The 16,879-nt window shown below is 28.3% G+C and carries 18 protein-coding genes; all 18 read left to right on the top strand.

Annotation, left to right across the window (positions count from 1 at the left end; all coding sequences use genetic code 11):
- A partial coding sequence (locus L8W64_RS08190) for a hypothetical protein (protein ID WP_263673443.1) occupies positions 1 to 473 on the top strand: 473 nt, incomplete at its 5' end.
- 17 nt (positions 474 to 490) lie between these two features.
- Positions 491 to 1,111 (top strand): hypothetical protein, encoded by a 621-nt coding sequence (locus tag L8W64_RS08185; protein WP_263673444.1) that lies wholly within the window; start codon positions 491 to 493, stop codon positions 1,109 to 1,111.
- Positions 1,108 to 1,269 (top strand): Rha family transcriptional regulator, encoded by a 162-nt coding sequence (locus L8W64_RS08180; RefSeq protein ID WP_263659909.1) that lies wholly within the window; start codon positions 1,108 to 1,110, stop codon positions 1,267 to 1,269. The genes L8W64_RS08185 and L8W64_RS08180 overlap by 4 nt, the downstream gene beginning before the upstream one ends.
- 263 nt (positions 1,270 to 1,532) lie before the next feature.
- Positions 1,533 to 2,201: a virB8 family protein gene (locus tag L8W64_RS08175; protein WP_263673442.1), complete on the top strand. Its 669-nt coding sequence runs from the start codon at positions 1,533 to 1,535 to the stop codon at positions 2,199 to 2,201.
- Positions 2,198 to 3,133, top strand: coding sequence for a P-type conjugative transfer protein VirB9 (gene virB9, locus L8W64_RS08170; protein WP_263673441.1), 936 nt, complete (start codon positions 2,198 to 2,200; stop codon positions 3,131 to 3,133). Before L8W64_RS08175 ends, virB9 begins: the two co-directional genes overlap by 4 nt.
- Positions 3,130 to 4,302 carry a type IV secretion system protein VirB10 gene (virB10, locus tag L8W64_RS08165; RefSeq protein ID WP_263673439.1) on the top strand — a complete coding sequence of 391 codons (1,173 nt, stop codon included), beginning with the start codon at positions 3,130 to 3,132 and terminating at the stop codon, positions 4,300 to 4,302. The genes virB9 and virB10 overlap by 4 nt, the downstream gene beginning before the upstream one ends.
- A complete protein-coding gene (gene virB11, locus L8W64_RS08160; protein WP_173777040.1) occupies positions 4,302 to 5,303 on the top strand; it encodes a P-type DNA transfer ATPase VirB11 in 1,002 nt (333 codons plus the stop codon). Before virB10 ends, virB11 begins: the two co-directional genes overlap by 1 nt.
- The gene (locus tag L8W64_RS08155) at positions 5,293 to 5,538 is read left to right on the top strand and encodes a hypothetical protein (RefSeq protein WP_263673435.1); all 246 of its coding nucleotides are present in this window, start codon (positions 5,293 to 5,295) and stop codon (positions 5,536 to 5,538) included. The genes virB11 and L8W64_RS08155 overlap by 11 nt, the downstream gene beginning before the upstream one ends.
- Before the next feature lie 8 nt (positions 5,539 to 5,546).
- Positions 5,547 to 5,873 (top strand): hypothetical protein, encoded by a 327-nt coding sequence (locus L8W64_RS08150; RefSeq protein WP_263673433.1) that lies wholly within the window; start codon positions 5,547 to 5,549, stop codon positions 5,871 to 5,873.
- Positions 5,863 to 7,659, top strand: a complete 1,797-nt coding sequence (locus tag L8W64_RS08145; RefSeq protein ID WP_173777042.1) for a type IV secretory system conjugative DNA transfer family protein — start codon at positions 5,863 to 5,865, stop codon at positions 7,657 to 7,659. Before L8W64_RS08150 ends, L8W64_RS08145 begins: the two co-directional genes overlap by 11 nt.
- Positions 7,643 to 8,080, top strand: coding sequence for a cag pathogenicity island Cag12 family protein (locus L8W64_RS08140; protein ID WP_012662271.1), 438 nt, complete (start codon positions 7,643 to 7,645; stop codon positions 8,078 to 8,080). Before L8W64_RS08145 ends, L8W64_RS08140 begins: the two co-directional genes overlap by 17 nt.
- On the top strand, positions 8,073 to 8,204 hold the full coding sequence (locus L8W64_RS08135; protein WP_256378939.1) for a hypothetical protein: 132 nt from the start codon (positions 8,073 to 8,075) through the stop codon (positions 8,202 to 8,204). The genes L8W64_RS08140 and L8W64_RS08135 overlap by 8 nt, the downstream gene beginning before the upstream one ends.
- Positions 8,201 to 8,878 carry a TrbM/KikA/MpfK family conjugal transfer protein gene (locus tag L8W64_RS08130; protein ID WP_263659905.1) on the top strand — a complete coding sequence of 226 codons (678 nt, stop codon included), beginning with the start codon at positions 8,201 to 8,203 and terminating at the stop codon, positions 8,876 to 8,878. The genes L8W64_RS08135 and L8W64_RS08130 overlap by 4 nt, the downstream gene beginning before the upstream one ends.
- Positions 8,871 to 9,740 (top strand): hypothetical protein, encoded by an 870-nt coding sequence (locus L8W64_RS08125; RefSeq protein ID WP_263673430.1) that lies wholly within the window; start codon positions 8,871 to 8,873, stop codon positions 9,738 to 9,740. Before L8W64_RS08130 ends, L8W64_RS08125 begins: the two co-directional genes overlap by 8 nt.
- Positions 9,741 to 9,824: 84 nt before the next feature.
- Positions 9,825 to 10,493: a hypothetical protein gene (locus L8W64_RS08120; RefSeq protein ID WP_263673428.1), complete on the top strand. Its 669-nt coding sequence runs from the start codon at positions 9,825 to 9,827 to the stop codon at positions 10,491 to 10,493.
- Between the two features lie 53 nt (positions 10,494 to 10,546).
- A complete protein-coding gene (locus L8W64_RS08115) occupies positions 10,547 to 12,577 on the top strand; it encodes a DNA topoisomerase 3 (RefSeq protein WP_263673427.1) in 2,031 nt (676 codons plus the stop codon).
- A gap of 12 nt (positions 12,578 to 12,589) precedes the next feature.
- Positions 12,590 to 13,000, top strand: a complete 411-nt coding sequence (locus tag L8W64_RS08110; protein ID WP_257911284.1) for a single-stranded DNA-binding protein — start codon at positions 12,590 to 12,592, stop codon at positions 12,998 to 13,000.
- A gap of 20 nt (positions 13,001 to 13,020) precedes the next feature.
- On the top strand, positions 13,021 to 16,879 hold a 3,859-nt coding region (locus tag L8W64_RS08105), incomplete at its 3' end, for an inverse autotransporter beta domain-containing protein (RefSeq protein WP_263673425.1).

Below are 16,879 nucleotides of genomic sequence, written 5' to 3'. Positions count from 1 at the left end.
AAAAACTATATGCAAATCATCCTGAAATGTTTAAGGATATGCAAGAAGTTGCAAAGACAATTAAAGAAGTCGTTAAAGAGCCTGAACTAATCATTAAAAATCCTAGACCTAAAAATGAAAAAGACTTTATAGCAGTCAAACATTTACAAGATACAAAGCAAAAAATTGGTGATATTGGTATTAGAAATGATGATGGAACTAATACAATTTTCCACGCTAATATATCATCAAATAGAAATTTTAAAAGATTAGCCAAAAAAGAACAAGTAGTTACTGGTGAAGCCGTCCACTCCCTTCACACCTCGAGACCTGCCGAGCTGGGCGGTAATAATCAAAAATTATCTGGTGCTAATGCACATTCAGCAACTACCAAAAAAATTATATCACAAGAAAACAAAAGCAAAGCATATTTTCAAGAAAAACTAAAAAATTTCAATCATATAGCAAGTAAAAATAAGGAGCTTGAAAAATGAGAAAAATAAGCAACAAGATGAGTGATAAAGAATTGCAACAAGAAATCTTATCTTTAGAAAATGATGTTAAACAACTAGAAGCAACTATTGATGTAATCAAGCAAAAAATCACTCATCTTAAAGATATTGCTTGGGATAGACAAAGCAAAAAAGAAAGTTCTCAAATGTATAAAGTGTTAAAAGAAGATAAAACACATACAAGGGTTAAAAGCAATATAGGAGATATTAAAGTAGATAAAGACTTTATGGATAAAGAAATTAAAAAACATTTGGATAATCCAAATTTAAGAGGAATGGTTACTACGCAAGAGATGTTGTCTTTTCCTAAGGTGGCTAAGAATGTAGAAGCTAAATATAATCCACGACAACAAGGGTATGATTGGAGTGTTAAGGCAAATGATGGAAACATTCTTAAATATGGCGAAAGAGATTTTGGAAAAGGACACAGATTATTAACTGCTCATAGCAAAACAGAGAGGGGTGAGCGGGGTCATTCTCACCGAGAGTTTAACGACCTCGATTTTCACAACTCTGTTGAAAGTATTATATCACAAGAAAACAAAAGCAAAGCATATTTTCAAGAAAAACTAAACAAATTCAATCATATAGCAAGTAAAAATAAGGAGCTTGAAAAATGAGTAGTGTTTTAAAATCTATTAGAGATATTTTAAATGAATTGCGAGAAATAGGGTATTTCCAATGTAAGCTCAATTTTGAGCTTACATTCCAAGTCCGTAAAATAGATGGTTTTAGAGGTTTAGCTATGGGTTTTACAGGTAATTTAAAACCAAATTAATTTAAAAAAAACAAATTTTAAAGAAAGGAGATAAAGAAAGTTAGTATCAAGCCAAAGGATTTCTAGTATCCCCTTTAAAAAAGGGGAAATCAAAGCTAATAAGCCTTGACTATTATTATACATAGTAGTATAATAATTACTAGAATATGATTATTCAAATTAATTCACCTCATTTCTAAGGCAAGATTTGATTAATCAAAGGCTGGGAACCCTTTGGTTAATCAGCCTTAGGATAATTATACTAACTTCTTTTAAACATAAAATTGAAAAACCAAAATGAAATTAATTCTAATGCTTTGAATTTTGAAGCAAGTGTAAGATATTTGATTGAAAAATCAAATCAAAGAGCTTGGTTAGTTGCATTTATAAGTATGGCAATATCAATTATTGCTGTAATTGCTGTAATTTTCTTAACACCATTAAAAACCACTGAACCTTATGTGATTAGAGTGGATAATACTACTGGTATGGTGGATATTATTACTAGCTTACAAGAAGAGCAAATTAACTCTATTGAAGCTTTAGACAAATACTTTATCTCTCAATATATAAAAGCTAGAGAAAGTTATTATTATAAGTTTTTAAATCAAGATTATGTTCTTACTCAATTAATGAGTGATGAAAATGTTGCAAATGAGTATAGAGCTATCTATGCTGGTGATAATGCTTTAGATCAAATTTATAAAGATAATGTTGAAGTAAGCGTTAAGATTTTAAGTATTGTTCTTGGAAATAGCAATGGAGTAAAAACCTCTACTATAAGAGCATTAATTACTAAAAAAGATTCTGTAACAAAAAGCACACAGCAATCAACCAAAGTTATAACCTTAGCGTATGATTTTTTACTAGCAAAAACAAGTGAAGAAAATAGAATTTTAAACCCTCTTGGCTTTAAGGTTACTAACTATAGAGTTGATGAGGAAATAAGATGATAAAAAATATTAGCCTAGCCCTTTCTTTTTCATTTTTGGCTTTACCTGTTTTTGCATTAAATGAACCGCAAAAATCAGAATACGATCAACGCGTAGCACATGCTGAGTATAACTCTAAAGATGTTTTTAAAATGGTAGCTAGAAATGGTTTTGTAAGTATGATTGAATTTAGCGATGATGAATTCATTATAAATACCGCTACAGGATTTTCTGAAGGTTGGGATTTAATAGAGAAAAAAAATCTTTTATTTATTAAACCAAAAGCTTATAAAACTAGACTTTTTGTAGAAAATGATCCTTATAATCAAGGTCAGCAAAAAGAGATGATTGTTGATCCAAATCCAAAAGACTGGAAAACAAATTTAATTGTTACCACTAATTTAAAAACTTATATTTTTGATTTATTGCTAACTAATGATAGCAAGCAAGCAACTTATAAATTGTCTTTTAGCCACGCTGATAAAATCTTAAAACAAGAGAATAAAATAAAAAAAGAGCTAGAAAAGAAAATTGTAAGAGAAGAGCTTGATAAAAATATAGTTCCTAGAAACTGGGATTTTTTAATGAAAGCGAATAAAGGAAGTGAAGATATAGCACCAAATTATGCTTATGATGATGGTGTTTTTACTTACTTAGGTTTTGATAACACAAAAACATTTCCGAGTGTATTTTTATATGAAAACGGCAAAGAAATGATCTTAAATACTCACATTAAAAAAGATGGAAAATATGATGTTTTAGTAGTTCAAAAAATTGCAAAACAAATTCTACTAAGAAGTGGAGATAAGGTTGTTGGAATTTTTAATAATGGCTATGGAAAAAATCCTTTAGATAAAACTAGAGAAACCTCTAATGAAAATATACAAAGAGTAATAAACGATCCAAGTAAAACACTTTTACTAGAACAATCTTTATTAGGAAATGAGCAATGAGTAATCAAGAAAAACAAGAATTAAAAGATATGGATTTACAAAGTGAGTTGCAAGCACAAAGCGTTAATGTTAAAAAAATTCAAATCTATGTATTCTTTATTGCTTGTGTATTTATATTATTGATTTTTGCATATATCTTTGCAAAATCTTTTATTGGTAGTAGTGATGATACTGCAAATACACAAGCAAAAGAAGTTAATAAAGACATTGCTAGTAGTGTGAAATTAAAAGATTTTATTTTACCTCAAAAAGAAGAACCTGTTAAAGAAGAAACAAAGAGTTTTGAAGAGTTATTGAAAGAAAGAGAACAGGAAAAACCCGTTGAAGTAACTCCAAAAGAAAATCCTTTCGAGCTTATCTCAAAACCTTTACAACCAAGAATAGTAAAAGGTGCAGGGTTAGTTGTGGTAAGTAGTAGTGATGGTGGGGCTTTTAATGCACAAGAAAACAATACACAAGAAAGCTCAAATAATATTTTTAATTCTAAACCTATGCAAGGAGACAATGCTTTATTATCTAATGGATCAAATGATTTTATCGGCGATGTTTTTACCCCAACTAGTGCTAGTGTTAGTCAGTTTGATCCAAATTTATTATTATCCAAAGGAACTTATATAGGTTGTTCTTTAAAAACTCGTTTAGTTAGCACTATTAAAGGGGGTATTGCTTGTATTGTTTCAAATGATGTTTATTCTTCAAATGGCAATGTTCTTTTAATTGAAAAAGGAAGCACCATTACAGGAAGTTTTAGTTCAGGACAATTAAATGATGGTATGGATAGGCTTTTTGTTATTTGGCAAGAAATAAGAACGCCTAATAATATTATTATACCAGTTTATTCAGGTGCAACTGATGAGCTTGGAGCAAGTGGAATACAAGGATGGGTAGATCATCATTATATGAAACGCTTTGGTTCAGCTATTTTATTATCAATAATTGATGATTCTTTAAATATTTTAGCTAATCAAGTTATTAATAAAAAAGAAAATAGCGTTGATTATACGGAAAATTCAAGAGAAACTTCTCGTGAAATAGCTAATACTGCTTTAGAAAAAATGATTAATATCCAACCAACTCTTTATAAAAATCATGGTGATTTAGTAGGTGTATATGTTAATAAAGATATTGATTTTTCTAAGGTTTATCAATTAAAAAGAAAGGGCTTTTAATGAGTAATTCAAGAACCCTAGAAAAATTAGCTAATGATTTTTTTGGAAAGCATTTGGCTAATTCCAGCGTAACTGAAATATGCTACAACGGCAAAGAAAATATTTTCATACAAACTAATGATGGAAAATGGCAAGAAGAAACAAGTAAATTAGATTATGAAGCTTCTAAATCGTTTGCTACTTCTTTAGCTTCTTTTAAAGAAGATAAGATAGATGAATCACGCCCTATCCTTTCTTGTATATTACATGGAGGTGAAAGGGTTCAGGTAGTAATTCCGCCAGCGACTAAAAAAGAGCATATTTCAATTACAATTAGAAAACCAAGTGAGAAAAGATTTTTAATACAAGATCATGTTAAAAGTGGTCTTTTTGAAGAAATAAAAACTGATCATTTTATAACAAATCCTTTGGATGAGGAGTTGAAAAAGCTTTATGAAGCTAAAAATTTTAAAGATTTTATTTGTAAAGCAGTAGAGTATGAAAAAAATATCATTATAGCAGGAGGTACAGGAAGCGGTAAAACAACTTTTATGAAAACTTTAATTGATTTTATTCCCAAAGAACAAAGAATTATAACTATAGAAGATGTTGAAGAAATAAAATTTTATGAGCATAAAAATTTTGTACAACTTTTTTATCCTAGTGAAGCTAAAAATGAAGATTTTTTAAATTCTGCAACTCTTTTAAAATCGTGTCTTAGAATGAAGCCTGATAGAATCTTATTGGCAGAGCTTAGAGGTGCTGAAACTTATGATTTTATCAATGTTCTTTCTAGTGGGCATGGTGGTAGCATTACAAGTTGCCATGCAGGAAGCACTTCTGAAACATTCGAGCGTTTGGCTTTGATGACTTTACAAAATACTCAAGGTCAAAAAATACCTTTTGAAAAAATACAAGATATGCTTAAAAATCTTATTGATGTAGTTGTCCATATTAGAGCTCATAATGGAAAAAGACATATTAGTCAAATATATTTTAAAGAGATGAAAAATGGCAAATAAAGAAAAAAGAGGAATTTATAATGTGAATTTTAACGATAAAAACTCAACTCCAATTAATACAGAATTAGAGATTATTGAAGAGGCAATCATTGATTATGTTGTCCATTATGTTAAGGGTTGGCATAACACAAAAAGAGACAAAGGAAGAGGTGCTGAACATATCAAATTACATTTAGCAAAAGAAAGCGAAGGAGAAATAAAGATTGAAGAGCTTTTAATCTTGGTAACTCTATAAGAGAATATTTGAAAGTCTTTAAAGAACCATTCCTTGAAGATCAAAACAAAGATGGTAAAGTATATGAATGGGAAAATAAAGAAGGTGTTCGTTTTAGGGTTGCTACTGATAAGATCAAAGGGGAGGGTCTCATTCCGCCACTATCCCCCTCTGATGAAATTATTATAACTTTTTATTCTGATAGAAATCTTAATAAGAGAATGGAATTTAAAAATCCAAAAGTTAAAGCTTATTATGAAGAAAAATCTTTAAAACAAGAAAAAAATTCTAATTATTTTAAACAAAAATTAGAAAGCTTTTCTACAAAAATAAAAGGAATAGAAAATGAAAGATAAGATTGTAATGCTTGTTTTTATAAGTATTTTTTCACTATTAATAGCTTATTTTTTAAGTCCTTTTGTGATGTTTTATCTTAATGATGTAAGCTTAAAAAGAATTCTTGGATTTTACAATCTTAAATTCACTTTTGAGGCATTAATAAATGCTTACCCAAAAGCTTATATTTCTTTCTTTGGTATGTTTGGTTTTAGTGTTATTGTTTTAACGCTTTTAGCATTAATAGCTAAAAGCAAAAAAACTCAATTTGGCGAGGCAAGATTTGCAAATTTAGCAGAAATTAAAAAAATGAAATTATTTTCAGACAATGGAATAATCATTGGAAAATATAAGGGAAAATTTTTAAGATTTAAAGGGCCTCAGTTTGTGGCTTTGGGAGCTCCAACAAGAAGTGGTAAAGGGGTTGGTATTGTAATACCAAATTTAATGGACTGGAAAGAGAGTGCTGTTGTTCAGGATATAAAACAAGAATGTTTTGATTTTACAAGTAAATATAGAAAAGAAGTTTTGGGTCAAGATGTTTTTCTTTTTAATCCATTTTCAAAAAGAACTCATCGTTACAACCCTTTAACTTATATTGATATGAGTGATAGTGATAATTGTGATAGTCAGCTAATGGATTTAGCAAATATCATTTATCCAAAAGAAGGAGATTCTACAACTCAATTCTTTAATGGTCTTGCACAAAACCTATTTATAGGACTTTGTTATTTGTGGAAAGATTTAAATTTAAAAGAAGATGGGAAACTTTTTTTAGAAACATTTAACTTAAAAACAGAATTTAGTTTTTTTGGAATATTACAACTTTCAAAAGGTTTTACTTTTGAATATGAGGGTAAAAAAATAAATGGATTTGATAATACTTATAAGTACTTATCAAATTGTGATGATCTGCTTTCAGATATCACAAAAAGAAGGTTAGAAACTTATTTTAGTATTTCAAGTGATAATACAAAATCAGGAGTTATGTCTTCTTTTAACGAGCCTTTAACTCCTTTTGAAGCAGAAGTATTAAAACTTTCTACTCAAACTAGTGATTTTGATTTGAGAGATTTACGCAAAAAGAAAATGACTATTTATATAGGTATAACCCCTGATCAATTAACTAATGCAAAATTTATATTGAATATTTTTTGGTCGCAGTTAATTCTTTTGAATACAAAAGAACTTCCTGAACAAAATCCACAAATTAAATATACTTGTTTAATGCTTATGGATGAATTTACAGCACCTAGAAAAATTCCTATATATCTTTCAGCAGTAAGTTTTATGGCAGGTTATTTAATGCGTTCTTTGATGATTTATCAATCAAAATCTCAACTTAAAGCACCTGCCCCTGATGGATATGGGGATGATGGAGCAAAAACTCTTTTGACTAACCATGCTTGTCAAATTTTTTATACCCCAAGAGAGCAAGAAGATGCAGAGGAGATTAGTAGAATACTTGGTAATACTACATTTAAAACAAGATCAAGAAGTGTAGGGGCAAGTGGTGGATCTACAAGTTATAGTGAAGCAAGTAGGGCATTAATGCTTCCACAAGAACTTCGAGAAATGTCTTTTGAAGATGAGCTTATTACTATAGATAATGGAAAGCCTATTTTATGCAAAAAAGCTTTTTATTATAACGATCCATATTTTATTGATAAGTTTAAACAAGTCTCTCCAACTTTGGCAAAAATTAAAGGCATACCTAAAGAACATATCTTAAAAGGAGCTTTTCAAAGAGGAGAGTGTCGCATACAAATACCAACAACAGGAGAAAATAATGAAAAAAACGCTTAGTTTGCTTTTATTAGCAAGTGTAATTTTTATAGGATGTGCAAGTTCTGCACCAAAACCTAAAAAACTTGAAGGCGGTTCAAAGCTAACCTTGAATAATTCTTTATTGGAGGAAAAATATAGATTTGTTCCTAAAGATTCAAAGTTAAGCAATATGGACTGGATTTATCAAATAGAGCTTACAAAAAATAAAGAAGGCTTGCTCACTAATGAGCAAATAGTAAAAACTTTTCTTTTGGCTCATAATGCAAAAAGAATTATCTTAATAGGCGAAAAAAATATCATTCAAGAATATGAAGAGTATTTTAAAAAAAATGGTGTTGAAGCAGAAATGATCTTACAGCCTATAAGCATTATTAAGGGAGATAAAAATACCATCAATATGCTTTTTTTTCATGCAAAAGATGGAGAGATAAATGAGTAATTCTTTATTTGATAATAATGAGATTAAACCAACCGTGATTAAAACCATTAATCAAGATGAAATTGTAGAAAAGAAAATGATACAAGAAGCCAAAAAAATTAAAAAAAAGGAGAATAAAAAATGAAAATAAAATTGATATCAATAATTTTAGCTATGTTTATGTTCTCAAATTTAAAAGCTATAAAATTGGATTATTTAAGTGGGGATACTAGATATGCTTGTGAAGCTATGCTTTGTTTAGCTTCGCCTATTAAACCACCTGAATGTAATGCAGCGATTGCAAGATATTTTGCAATTAAGTTTAAAAAACCTTGGGAAACAATTAATGCTAGAAAAGCTTTTTTAAACCTTTGCCCTGTGGATAATAGTGATACTGAAATGCTTAAATATAAGAATGATATTTTAGCTCATTTAGATGGTGAATGTTCTTTGGAAGAACTTAATAAAAGAGTAGAAAAAAAACTTTTATGGGTGGAAAGAGTATGTGATGATGGATCATGTGAAGAAATAGAGCATTATGGATATAGAATAAATCCACAATTATCGCAATCTTGTTACCTATTGCAATCTAGTTCTTATACTGATTATCAAGGTTTTGAGTATATATGCTCTAAAAATTTTATAGAGGATGTCAGTTGGAAAAGAGGTTATGAATTAAAAGAAATTTCTGAACAAGAATATAACTTACTTCCTGATAATTTAAGAGAGAAACATCGCGAGAGAGTAGGTTTTAAGTGGAAATGGGTTTTTTATAAAAAGATTTTTATTAATAAAAAATGTTGGATAAAAAATGACTGAAGAAAATCAAAGCTTACTTGATGAGCAAATAGATCAAGAAGATATGAATAATTCTTTATTTGATGAAGTAAAAATTTGCAACTATCAAGAAATTATTGATGAGCAGATAAAAATCTTAGAAATCATTAATAATACTATCAATATAGGCTTAAATAATGTTCTTGATGAGAATACCAAAGAAGGAATTTTTAAAGATTTAGAGCAAAATTTTTATAAACTTAAAATAAATATTGATTCTCTAATTTCGTATTTTAAAAATCCCCCAAGTCAAGAAGAATTGGAAGTAATCAATAAAACGCTTTTGATTAAAACAGAACTTGATAGTTTGAACTCATCTTTTTCAAAATTAGAAATAGAAGATTTTAGTCAAAAAGCAATGGAACTAAAAACTGCACTTGATAATTCTTTAGTTAATTTTGATAATACATTTCTTGAATCATTAAATAGTGCTTTAAAAGTAAGTAATGATGATTTAAAGGATTTTAGGTCAAAAACCGAAGCTAGATTAAGTGATAGCTTACAAACATATGATCAAACTTTAAAAGTGTTTTTAGAAAAAGAAAAAAATGCAATTTTAGATTTTTCTAAAATTTTTTCGAAGCTAACTAAAAATATCAAACAAACTATGATTGTTTCATTGATGTTTTTTGTTTTATTTGGGTTTTCTTTTGGAGTTTTTTCTTTCATCGTATACTTAAAATACGAAGATTATAAAAAAATAACCCAAAACGCCCAAAAGTTAAGCTCTATCATTATAAAAGAAAATAAAGACAAAAGCTTAACTTTGAGCTTCCCAAAAAACAAAACCATTCTTAATAAAGATGAGAATGGCATTCATATCACACTACAAGGAGGTGAATGAACATGTAATTATATATATTTTTTTTAAATTCCCAAACCAAAAACCAAAAAACAAAACATAAAAATTTTTATTAAGGAGAAAAAAATGGCATTCGTAAAGTTATCAAATGGAAATAATCCAAGACTTATGGTTGATGTAAATAACGCATTAAACTATAAAGACACTCAAACAGGTGAGATCAAGCAAAGACAAATTGCTACTGCTTTAGTTGATGTGATAGAAGAGGCTGGAAAAGTTGCTGGAATGGATAAAGGAGCTGTAACAGCTTCTTTTAAAGTAAATAATGAATGGAAAAATTATTTCGTAAATAGAGATAAAGAATCTCATAATATTGTTTTAGTTCCAACAGATGCAGTTGAAAGAAAAAATAGAGATAATCATATTTTTATCAATAATAACTGGAATGAAGAAACTAAAAGATTTTATCACACAATCAACGATAAAAGAGAGGCTGGAAAAGCTTTAATTGAAGGAATTGGAATTAGTGAATTTCAAAATCAAGATGGTAGTAAAAGTTTTTATCTTGACACAAATATTAAACTTTCAAATGATGATATTAAATTTGCTCTAGAAAAAACTAAATTTGAAAAAGGTGATGGCTATTTAGCGATTGTTTCAAGTACTGGTTTTGAAATAAAAAATGAAGCTGAAATGAAAGAGCAAAAAGCAAAACAACAAGATGGTTTTTCTAAAGAACAAACAATAGAGCAAGAAACTCAAGCTCCAAGCAAAGAAAAAGATATCGAAAGATAAATTTTACACCCTTATTACAAGGGTGTAAAACAAATAAAGATAAAAGGTAAAAGATGAGATTGTTTATAGCGGAAAAACCTGAACTTGGTAGAGCAATTGCAGAAGGCTTAGATGGTAATGTTAAGAAATTTGAAGGTTATATTCAAAAAGGCGATAATTTAATTACTTGGGCTTTTGGTCATATATTGAGATTAGCAACACCTGAATTTTATAATGAAAAATGGAAGTTGTGGAATTTAAATGATTTGCCTTTGGACATTAAAGAATTTAAATATATTCCTATAAATAATAGCAAAAAACAATTAGAAATTATCTGCAAATTGATTAAAAATGATCAAGTAGATAGTATTGTTCATTGCGGTGATGCAGATGATGAGGGTCAAATTCTTATTGATGAAATTATTCAGTATTCAAAAACAAAAAAACCTGTTTTTAGAGTTTTAATTAATGATTTAACTCCAAAAGCAGTTAAAGTTGAAATTTCTAAAATGAAGCCGAATTCTCAATTTAAAGGAATGAGTGAAAGAGGATTTGCAAGAAGTCAGGCTGATTGGATTGTAGGTATTAATCTTACAAGAGCTTATACAAGTGTAGCACAGCAAAAAAGTGGTTTTAGAGAAGTTCTTACTTTAGGAAGAGTTCAGACTCCAATTTTAGGGCTTATAACAGCAAGAGATAATGAATATGAAAATTTTAAAAGCATAGATTATTATTCATTGCTAGGAAAATTTGAAATAAATGGAAAAGTATTTAATGCAAGATTAAAAACAGAAGAAAAGATTATCGATGAAAATATTGCTAAACAAATAAAAGAAATCAACATTAATAAAACGGGGTTAATTAGTGTTTTTAAAGAAAAAAAGAAAGAATATCCCCCTTTGCCTTATAGCCTTTTAATTTTGCAAGCAGAGTGTGCTAAATTATATGGCTATTCACCTGATAAAACATTAGAAATCACTCAAAATTTAAGAGAAAAATATAAAGCCATAACTTACAATAGATCAGATTGTCAATACTTACCTGAAACAATGTTTGAACAAGCTCCAAATATTTTAAATTCTATTAAATTAAATATAAAAAATAATGATAGTGATTTAAGTTTATTGCTTGAAAAGAGTGATTTAAGCATTAAAAGCAAAGCTTTTAATGACAAAAATATTTCCGCTCACTATGGAATAATACCAACTCAAAACAATTTTGATTGTGGGCTTTTAAAAGAAGAAGAAAAGAATATCTATATTTTAATAGCAAAAAGATTTGTGATTCAGTTTTTTAAACCAAGAGAATATGAAGTTACAAATCTTGAGATACAAACTTATGATAAGAGTGTATTTGGCACTTCTCAAAGCAAAAATATTAGTGAGGGTTTTAGAAAATTTTTCAAGCAAAGTGATGAAAAAGACAATGAAGATACTAATAATCATTTAGACATTTTACTAATAGAGAATAATAGTGCTTGTAAAATTAAAGATATTGAAATAGAGAAAAAGCAAACAAAACCGCGTCCTTATTATACGATGGATTCTTTATTAAAGGATTTAAATAGTGTTGCTAAATATGTGAAAGATGAAAAAATAAAAAAATTACTAATTGAAAAAGATAAAGACAAAAAAGGTGAAAATGGAGGTATTGGAACACCTGCTACTAGATCAACTCATATTAAAAATTTAATTGAGCAAGGATATATTGAGGTAAGTAAAGATAAAAAACAAGTTGTTAAATCTACTAAAAAAGGAAGACTCTTAATATCTTTAGCACCTGAAACTCTTAAATATCCTGATATGACTGCTTTATGGTTTGAGCAACAAAAAATGATTGAGCAAGGCACAATAAAAAAAGAAGATTTCTTACAAAATATATTAAAGGAGGTTAATAGTGAAATTTTGAAAATAAAAGAAAATGGGAGTATGAATCAATTCTCACAATTATCAAAAGAAAAACAATATAGTTGCCCTGAATGTAAAAATGGTTATTTAATAAGAAGAAAAAATACAAAAGGGACTTATTGGTGGGGATGTAGTGAGTATAAAAATGGTTGTAAGTTTATGTGTTTTGATGAAAAAAATAAGCCAAAATTAAAATAAGGAGATGAAAAAATGAATGAAGTAGTATTATGTGGTTTTCTTGGTAAAGATTGGGAAGTATCTCAAGGAAAAAAAGAACTTTTAGCAAAAAATAGTTTAGCAATTACGACTATTACTAAAAAAGCAAATGAGGAAATAAAACACACAGATTGGATTCCTTTGGTTGTTTTTGGAACAAATAGGGTAAATGCTTTAGCAAATTACTTAAAAAAAGGAGATAAATTCTTATGCAAAGGAAGGATTTTTACTTCAGTTTATGAAGATGAAAATCAAAATAAAAGAACTGGTTTTCAAGTTATAGTTGATAATTTTGAATTTGTCCATCAAAAAGAAAAGCAAAATATAGATCACCAAGCAACTAAAGAAGATAATTCTGTTGAAAATTTTGCTCAAACAGATAATACGGAAGAAGAAGTATTTTAATAAGAACTAAAGAGGGTAAAATGAAATCAGTACTATATAAAAAATCTTTAAAAACAAAATATCCAAAAAAAAGGATATTAAGAAAAATCTTGTTGTCTTTTTTATTAAGTTCATCTTTAATAAATCAAACACATTCAAGTATTATTTTTGACAATGTAGATAGTGAGATTGAAATATTAAGTAAAAAAATTATTTCATCAGCTAATACTGATAATGAAATTTTACCTTCAAGCACCCAAAACACAAACACTATTCAATCACAAGAAACACAAGTTAATGAAGCTAGTGAAATTATAAAAGAAGAAAAAGATAGTAAAGAACTTAGTGAGCAAGAAATCTATGCTAAATATGCAAAAATAAACAAAGAAATCAGAAGTATAGATAAAGAATTAAGTAATAATTCAAACAATAATGAATTAATTACTAAAAAAGAACAACTAATTCAAGAAAAAAATAATCTTGATAATAATTTAAAAGAAATTAATAACGAAGAAGATAATACAAATTTTCAAGAACAAACTATAAGAAAAGCAAAAGTAAAAGCTCATCGCATAATCTCAAGAGAAAAACCAAATGTAAAAAGCAAACAAGTAGAAATTTATAGAGAAAATAGAATATTAGATATTGAAAATATTATAACTAACGAAACAGGCACTAAATGGGCTAAACTAGCAAATAAAGAAGAATATATTTCAGCTAAGTGGCTTGAGTTTGATGATAAAGAAGTTATCAAAGAACACACTCATACTAATTTTAAAGACAAAAAAATTATTAAAAAACCTTTTGAAACTGTTTATCTTGAAAACCCTACAAATGCAAATTATTATAATGAAAATTTAAAAACACAAGAAGTTTTAAATGATAGTAAAAAAGATGATAATTTAAGCAAAGAAGATCAAGAATTTTCAAATAAAGTAATGAAAGTTATTCAGACAGCTGGTGCTATTTATGATAGTGAAGATAGCAAAAGCAAAGAAGAAATTGTAAAAAATATGGCAAGTTCTTATTTAAATGCAAGTGCAAATGAACTAGCTAAAGAATTTATTGATTCATTAAATACTTCTATTAATACAGATTTTTCATTTAATTACAATGAAAGAAGCGGTTTTAGTGGTAATGCTAAAGCACTTTTACCTATTGTAAGTGAAGATAATCCAAAAATATCTTATTTTTTACAAAGTGGTATAGGTGAATTTGCTAATGATAGAATCATAGGACACTTTGGTGGGGGTATAAGATATTATCCAAATGCAACAGCTTTAAATAATTCAGGTAATATTATGTTAGGACTAAACTCAGTCTATGATCATGATTTTAGCAGAGGACATAAAAGAATGTCTTTAGGTGCTGAAGCTATGGTAGATACACTCGCATTTAATGCAAATGTTTATCAAAGATTGAGTAACTGGATAGATAGCTATGATTTTGATAAAGATTATGTGCAAGAACGCCCTGCAAATGGCTGGGATGCAAAAATAAAATATGCCTTTCCTTCTCTTATTAATGTTTCAGTTTTTGCAAAAATGGGAAAATGGTATGGAGAAAAAGTAGGCGTTTTTGGAGCAAATAGCGTAGATGATTTAGAAAAAAATCCATTAATATATGAAGGAGGAATTTCATATTCTCCATTCCCTGCATTAACTTTTACTTTAAGTCATAGCAGAAGTGCAGAAAGTTCTAAAAAGAATACTTCAATTAGTGCAAACATTAATATACCACTTGATGAAAAAGCTATGAAATTAGCATTTGAACCAAAACTAGCAGGAATTAGTAATACTATTGAAGGCACTAGAACTCAATTTATTGATAGAGATTATTCTATGGTTCTTGAATATAGAGCAACTCCAAATAAGTATCATATTTCTTATTGTGGGGATTTAGGTAATGATAAACATTGCATATTATTAAAAAATGGCTTTGATGAAGTAGTAAAAAATACTCCTATGAGAGTTACACCAACTCATTCTTGTGTAGTATTTGAAAAAGGTTTTGATTATATTACAGACAATAGCGGAAAAGTTTATGTGCAAATCATTCGTTCTTGCACTCCAAAAACTGATTTAAATGCAGTAGCTGGCGAATCAAGTGGTAAATTTCCTATTTCAATTATAAAACTTGATTTTAAAATTAAAGCAGATCCTGAAAAAATAGAAAGATTTGAAGAAAGTCTTATCACTTTAGCAGGTGGAAACTTAGCTAATAATTTAAAAGTTGTTTGGAGATTAATAGGCAAAGGCGAACTGATTAAAACAAATACTTCAGATACAACTGATAACAATGGTGAAGCTATTATCAAATACAAAGCTGATGATACTATGAAAGATAAAGAAGAAGTTAAAGTTATTGCTAGTGTTAATGGAGTTGAGTTTAAAGCACCTGTGCAAATTATGGTATTTGGTAATAACGATAATGATTTAAGTATTGATAAAGAAGTTATAGGAAACAAAGAAATCGCAATTGCTACTTATAAAAATTTACGCCCAAATAAAACTAATGTAAAGTGGAGATTAGAGGGCGAAGATAAAGCTTTATTTGTTTTAGAAAATGAAAATAAAAGCTCTACTGCTAAAGAATTACAACTTATTGCAGATAATAAAGGCGAAAGCAAAGTTAAAATCGTAGGATTAGAAAATAATGGTAAAGTAAAAATCTTTGCTAAAAATACTAATGATGAATTAGTGAGTGAAAAAAGCAAAGAATTAGAGGTTAAAAATTATAAAGCTACTATGATTTTACCAACTCACAAGCACCCAGTTACAAATGCTCCATTTGAAAATGGAACAATTGATTATGTAAGTGAGTTTGAAGTTAAACTTACGGGATTAATGCCAAATACCAAAGTAGAATGGATTGCTAAAAATATTAATAGCGGTAAGAAAATTAGAATTAGCAATAATAAAGAAACTACTTCAAATGAAAAAGGCGAGAGTAAAGTAGTATTTGAAGCAATCAAAGATTATAGTGTAAAAAATTTAGAAATTACAGCTATTTATAATCAAAGTATCGCAAATAAAATTGAAGTTAAAGATAATATCAAACTTTATCAATATTCTTTAGCAATGAATAGTCAAAAAGATAAGCTTGACGCTTATGAAAACGGCTTACATACAAAAAATTTAGTTTTAGATAATACAGAAGTTAAAGTTACAGGTGGAAAGCCAAATGAAAAAGTAGAATGGACTTTAACTGGCGATGGCACATTAAGTAATCAAGAACTAAGCTTTGATCAAAATGGAGAAGCTAAAGCCTTATTAACTTCAAAAACTCCATTTAAAACTCCTATTAAAATTACTACTTCAGGTGTAGGTAAAAATTCAAATAAAACTATTGTGTATGATTTAAGAACATTTACTCCAACTGTAAAAACATTCCCTAAATATAATGGTGAAGGGGTTTATAATCCTGTCGAAAAACAAGTAACATATGGAGAAAATTATAGTTTTGTGATACAAGGATTATTGCCAGATTCTAATGTTACGCTTCTTTCAAGCGGAGCATTTATTCCTACTGCGACAAGTGTAAAAGCAAATGATCTGGGGGAAGCAACTTTAACTTACAAAGCAATTAATGATTATTCAATCAAAGAAGTTAATCCTTCATTCAAATATATTCAAAAAGGTGATACATATGTAAATTCTCCTGCAAACCTATTGAAAACACCTATTCATCAATATTCTTTATCAATTCAAAGCGATAAAACTGAACTTGTAGGCGATGAAACTTTCAAAGTAACTGTTAAAGGCGGAAAACCAAATGCAAGTGTAGAATGGACTTTAACTGGAGATGGAAAAATTACCTCAAAAGATAGTAAATTTAATGCTAAAGGCGAAGCTTATTTAAATGGTGCAGGAAAATCACCCTTTAATAACAGCATAAATG

Origin of the sequence: Campylobacter sp. IFREMER_LSEM_CL1097, assembly GCF_025772225.1 — a bacterium.
Lineage (GTDB): Bacteria > Campylobacterota > Campylobacteria > Campylobacterales > Campylobacteraceae > Campylobacter_D > Campylobacter_D lari_D.
Note: the sequence above shows the minus strand (reverse complement) of the source record. Positions and strands in the feature narration are given on the sequence as shown.

Coding starts and splice junctions, on each gene's coding strand:
- L8W64_RS08115 (WP_263673427.1), top strand. CDS start 10,547: ATGAGATTGTTTATAGCGGAAAAACCTGAACTTGGTAGAGCAATTGCA.
- L8W64_RS08130 (WP_263659905.1), top strand. CDS start 8,201: ATGAAAATAAAATTGATATCAATAATTTTAGCTATGTTTATGTTCTCA.
- L8W64_RS08185 (WP_263673444.1), top strand. CDS start 491: ATGAGTGATAAAGAATTGCAACAAGAAATCTTATCTTTAGAAAATGAT.
- L8W64_RS08180 (WP_263659909.1), top strand. CDS start 1,108: ATGAGTAGTGTTTTAAAATCTATTAGAGATATTTTAAATGAATTGCGA.
- virB10 (WP_263673439.1), top strand. CDS start 3,130: ATGAGTAATCAAGAAAAACAAGAATTAAAAGATATGGATTTACAAAGT.
- virB11 (WP_173777040.1), top strand. CDS start 4,302: ATGAGTAATTCAAGAACCCTAGAAAAATTAGCTAATGATTTTTTTGGA.
- L8W64_RS08120 (WP_263673428.1), top strand. CDS start 9,825: ATGGCATTCGTAAAGTTATCAAATGGAAATAATCCAAGACTTATGGTT.
- L8W64_RS08125 (WP_263673430.1), top strand. CDS start 8,871: ATGACTGAAGAAAATCAAAGCTTACTTGATGAGCAAATAGATCAAGAA.
- virB9 (WP_263673441.1), top strand. CDS start 2,198: ATGATAAAAAATATTAGCCTAGCCCTTTCTTTTTCATTTTTGGCTTTA.
- L8W64_RS08140 (WP_012662271.1), top strand. CDS start 7,643: ATGAAAAAAACGCTTAGTTTGCTTTTATTAGCAAGTGTAATTTTTATA.
- L8W64_RS08155 (WP_263673435.1), top strand. CDS start 5,293: ATGGCAAATAAAGAAAAAAGAGGAATTTATAATGTGAATTTTAACGAT.
- L8W64_RS08110 (WP_257911284.1), top strand. CDS start 12,590: ATGAATGAAGTAGTATTATGTGGTTTTCTTGGTAAAGATTGGGAAGTA.
- L8W64_RS08135 (WP_256378939.1), top strand. CDS start 8,073: ATGAGTAATTCTTTATTTGATAATAATGAGATTAAACCAACCGTGATT.
- L8W64_RS08145 (WP_173777042.1), top strand. CDS start 5,863: ATGAAAGATAAGATTGTAATGCTTGTTTTTATAAGTATTTTTTCACTA.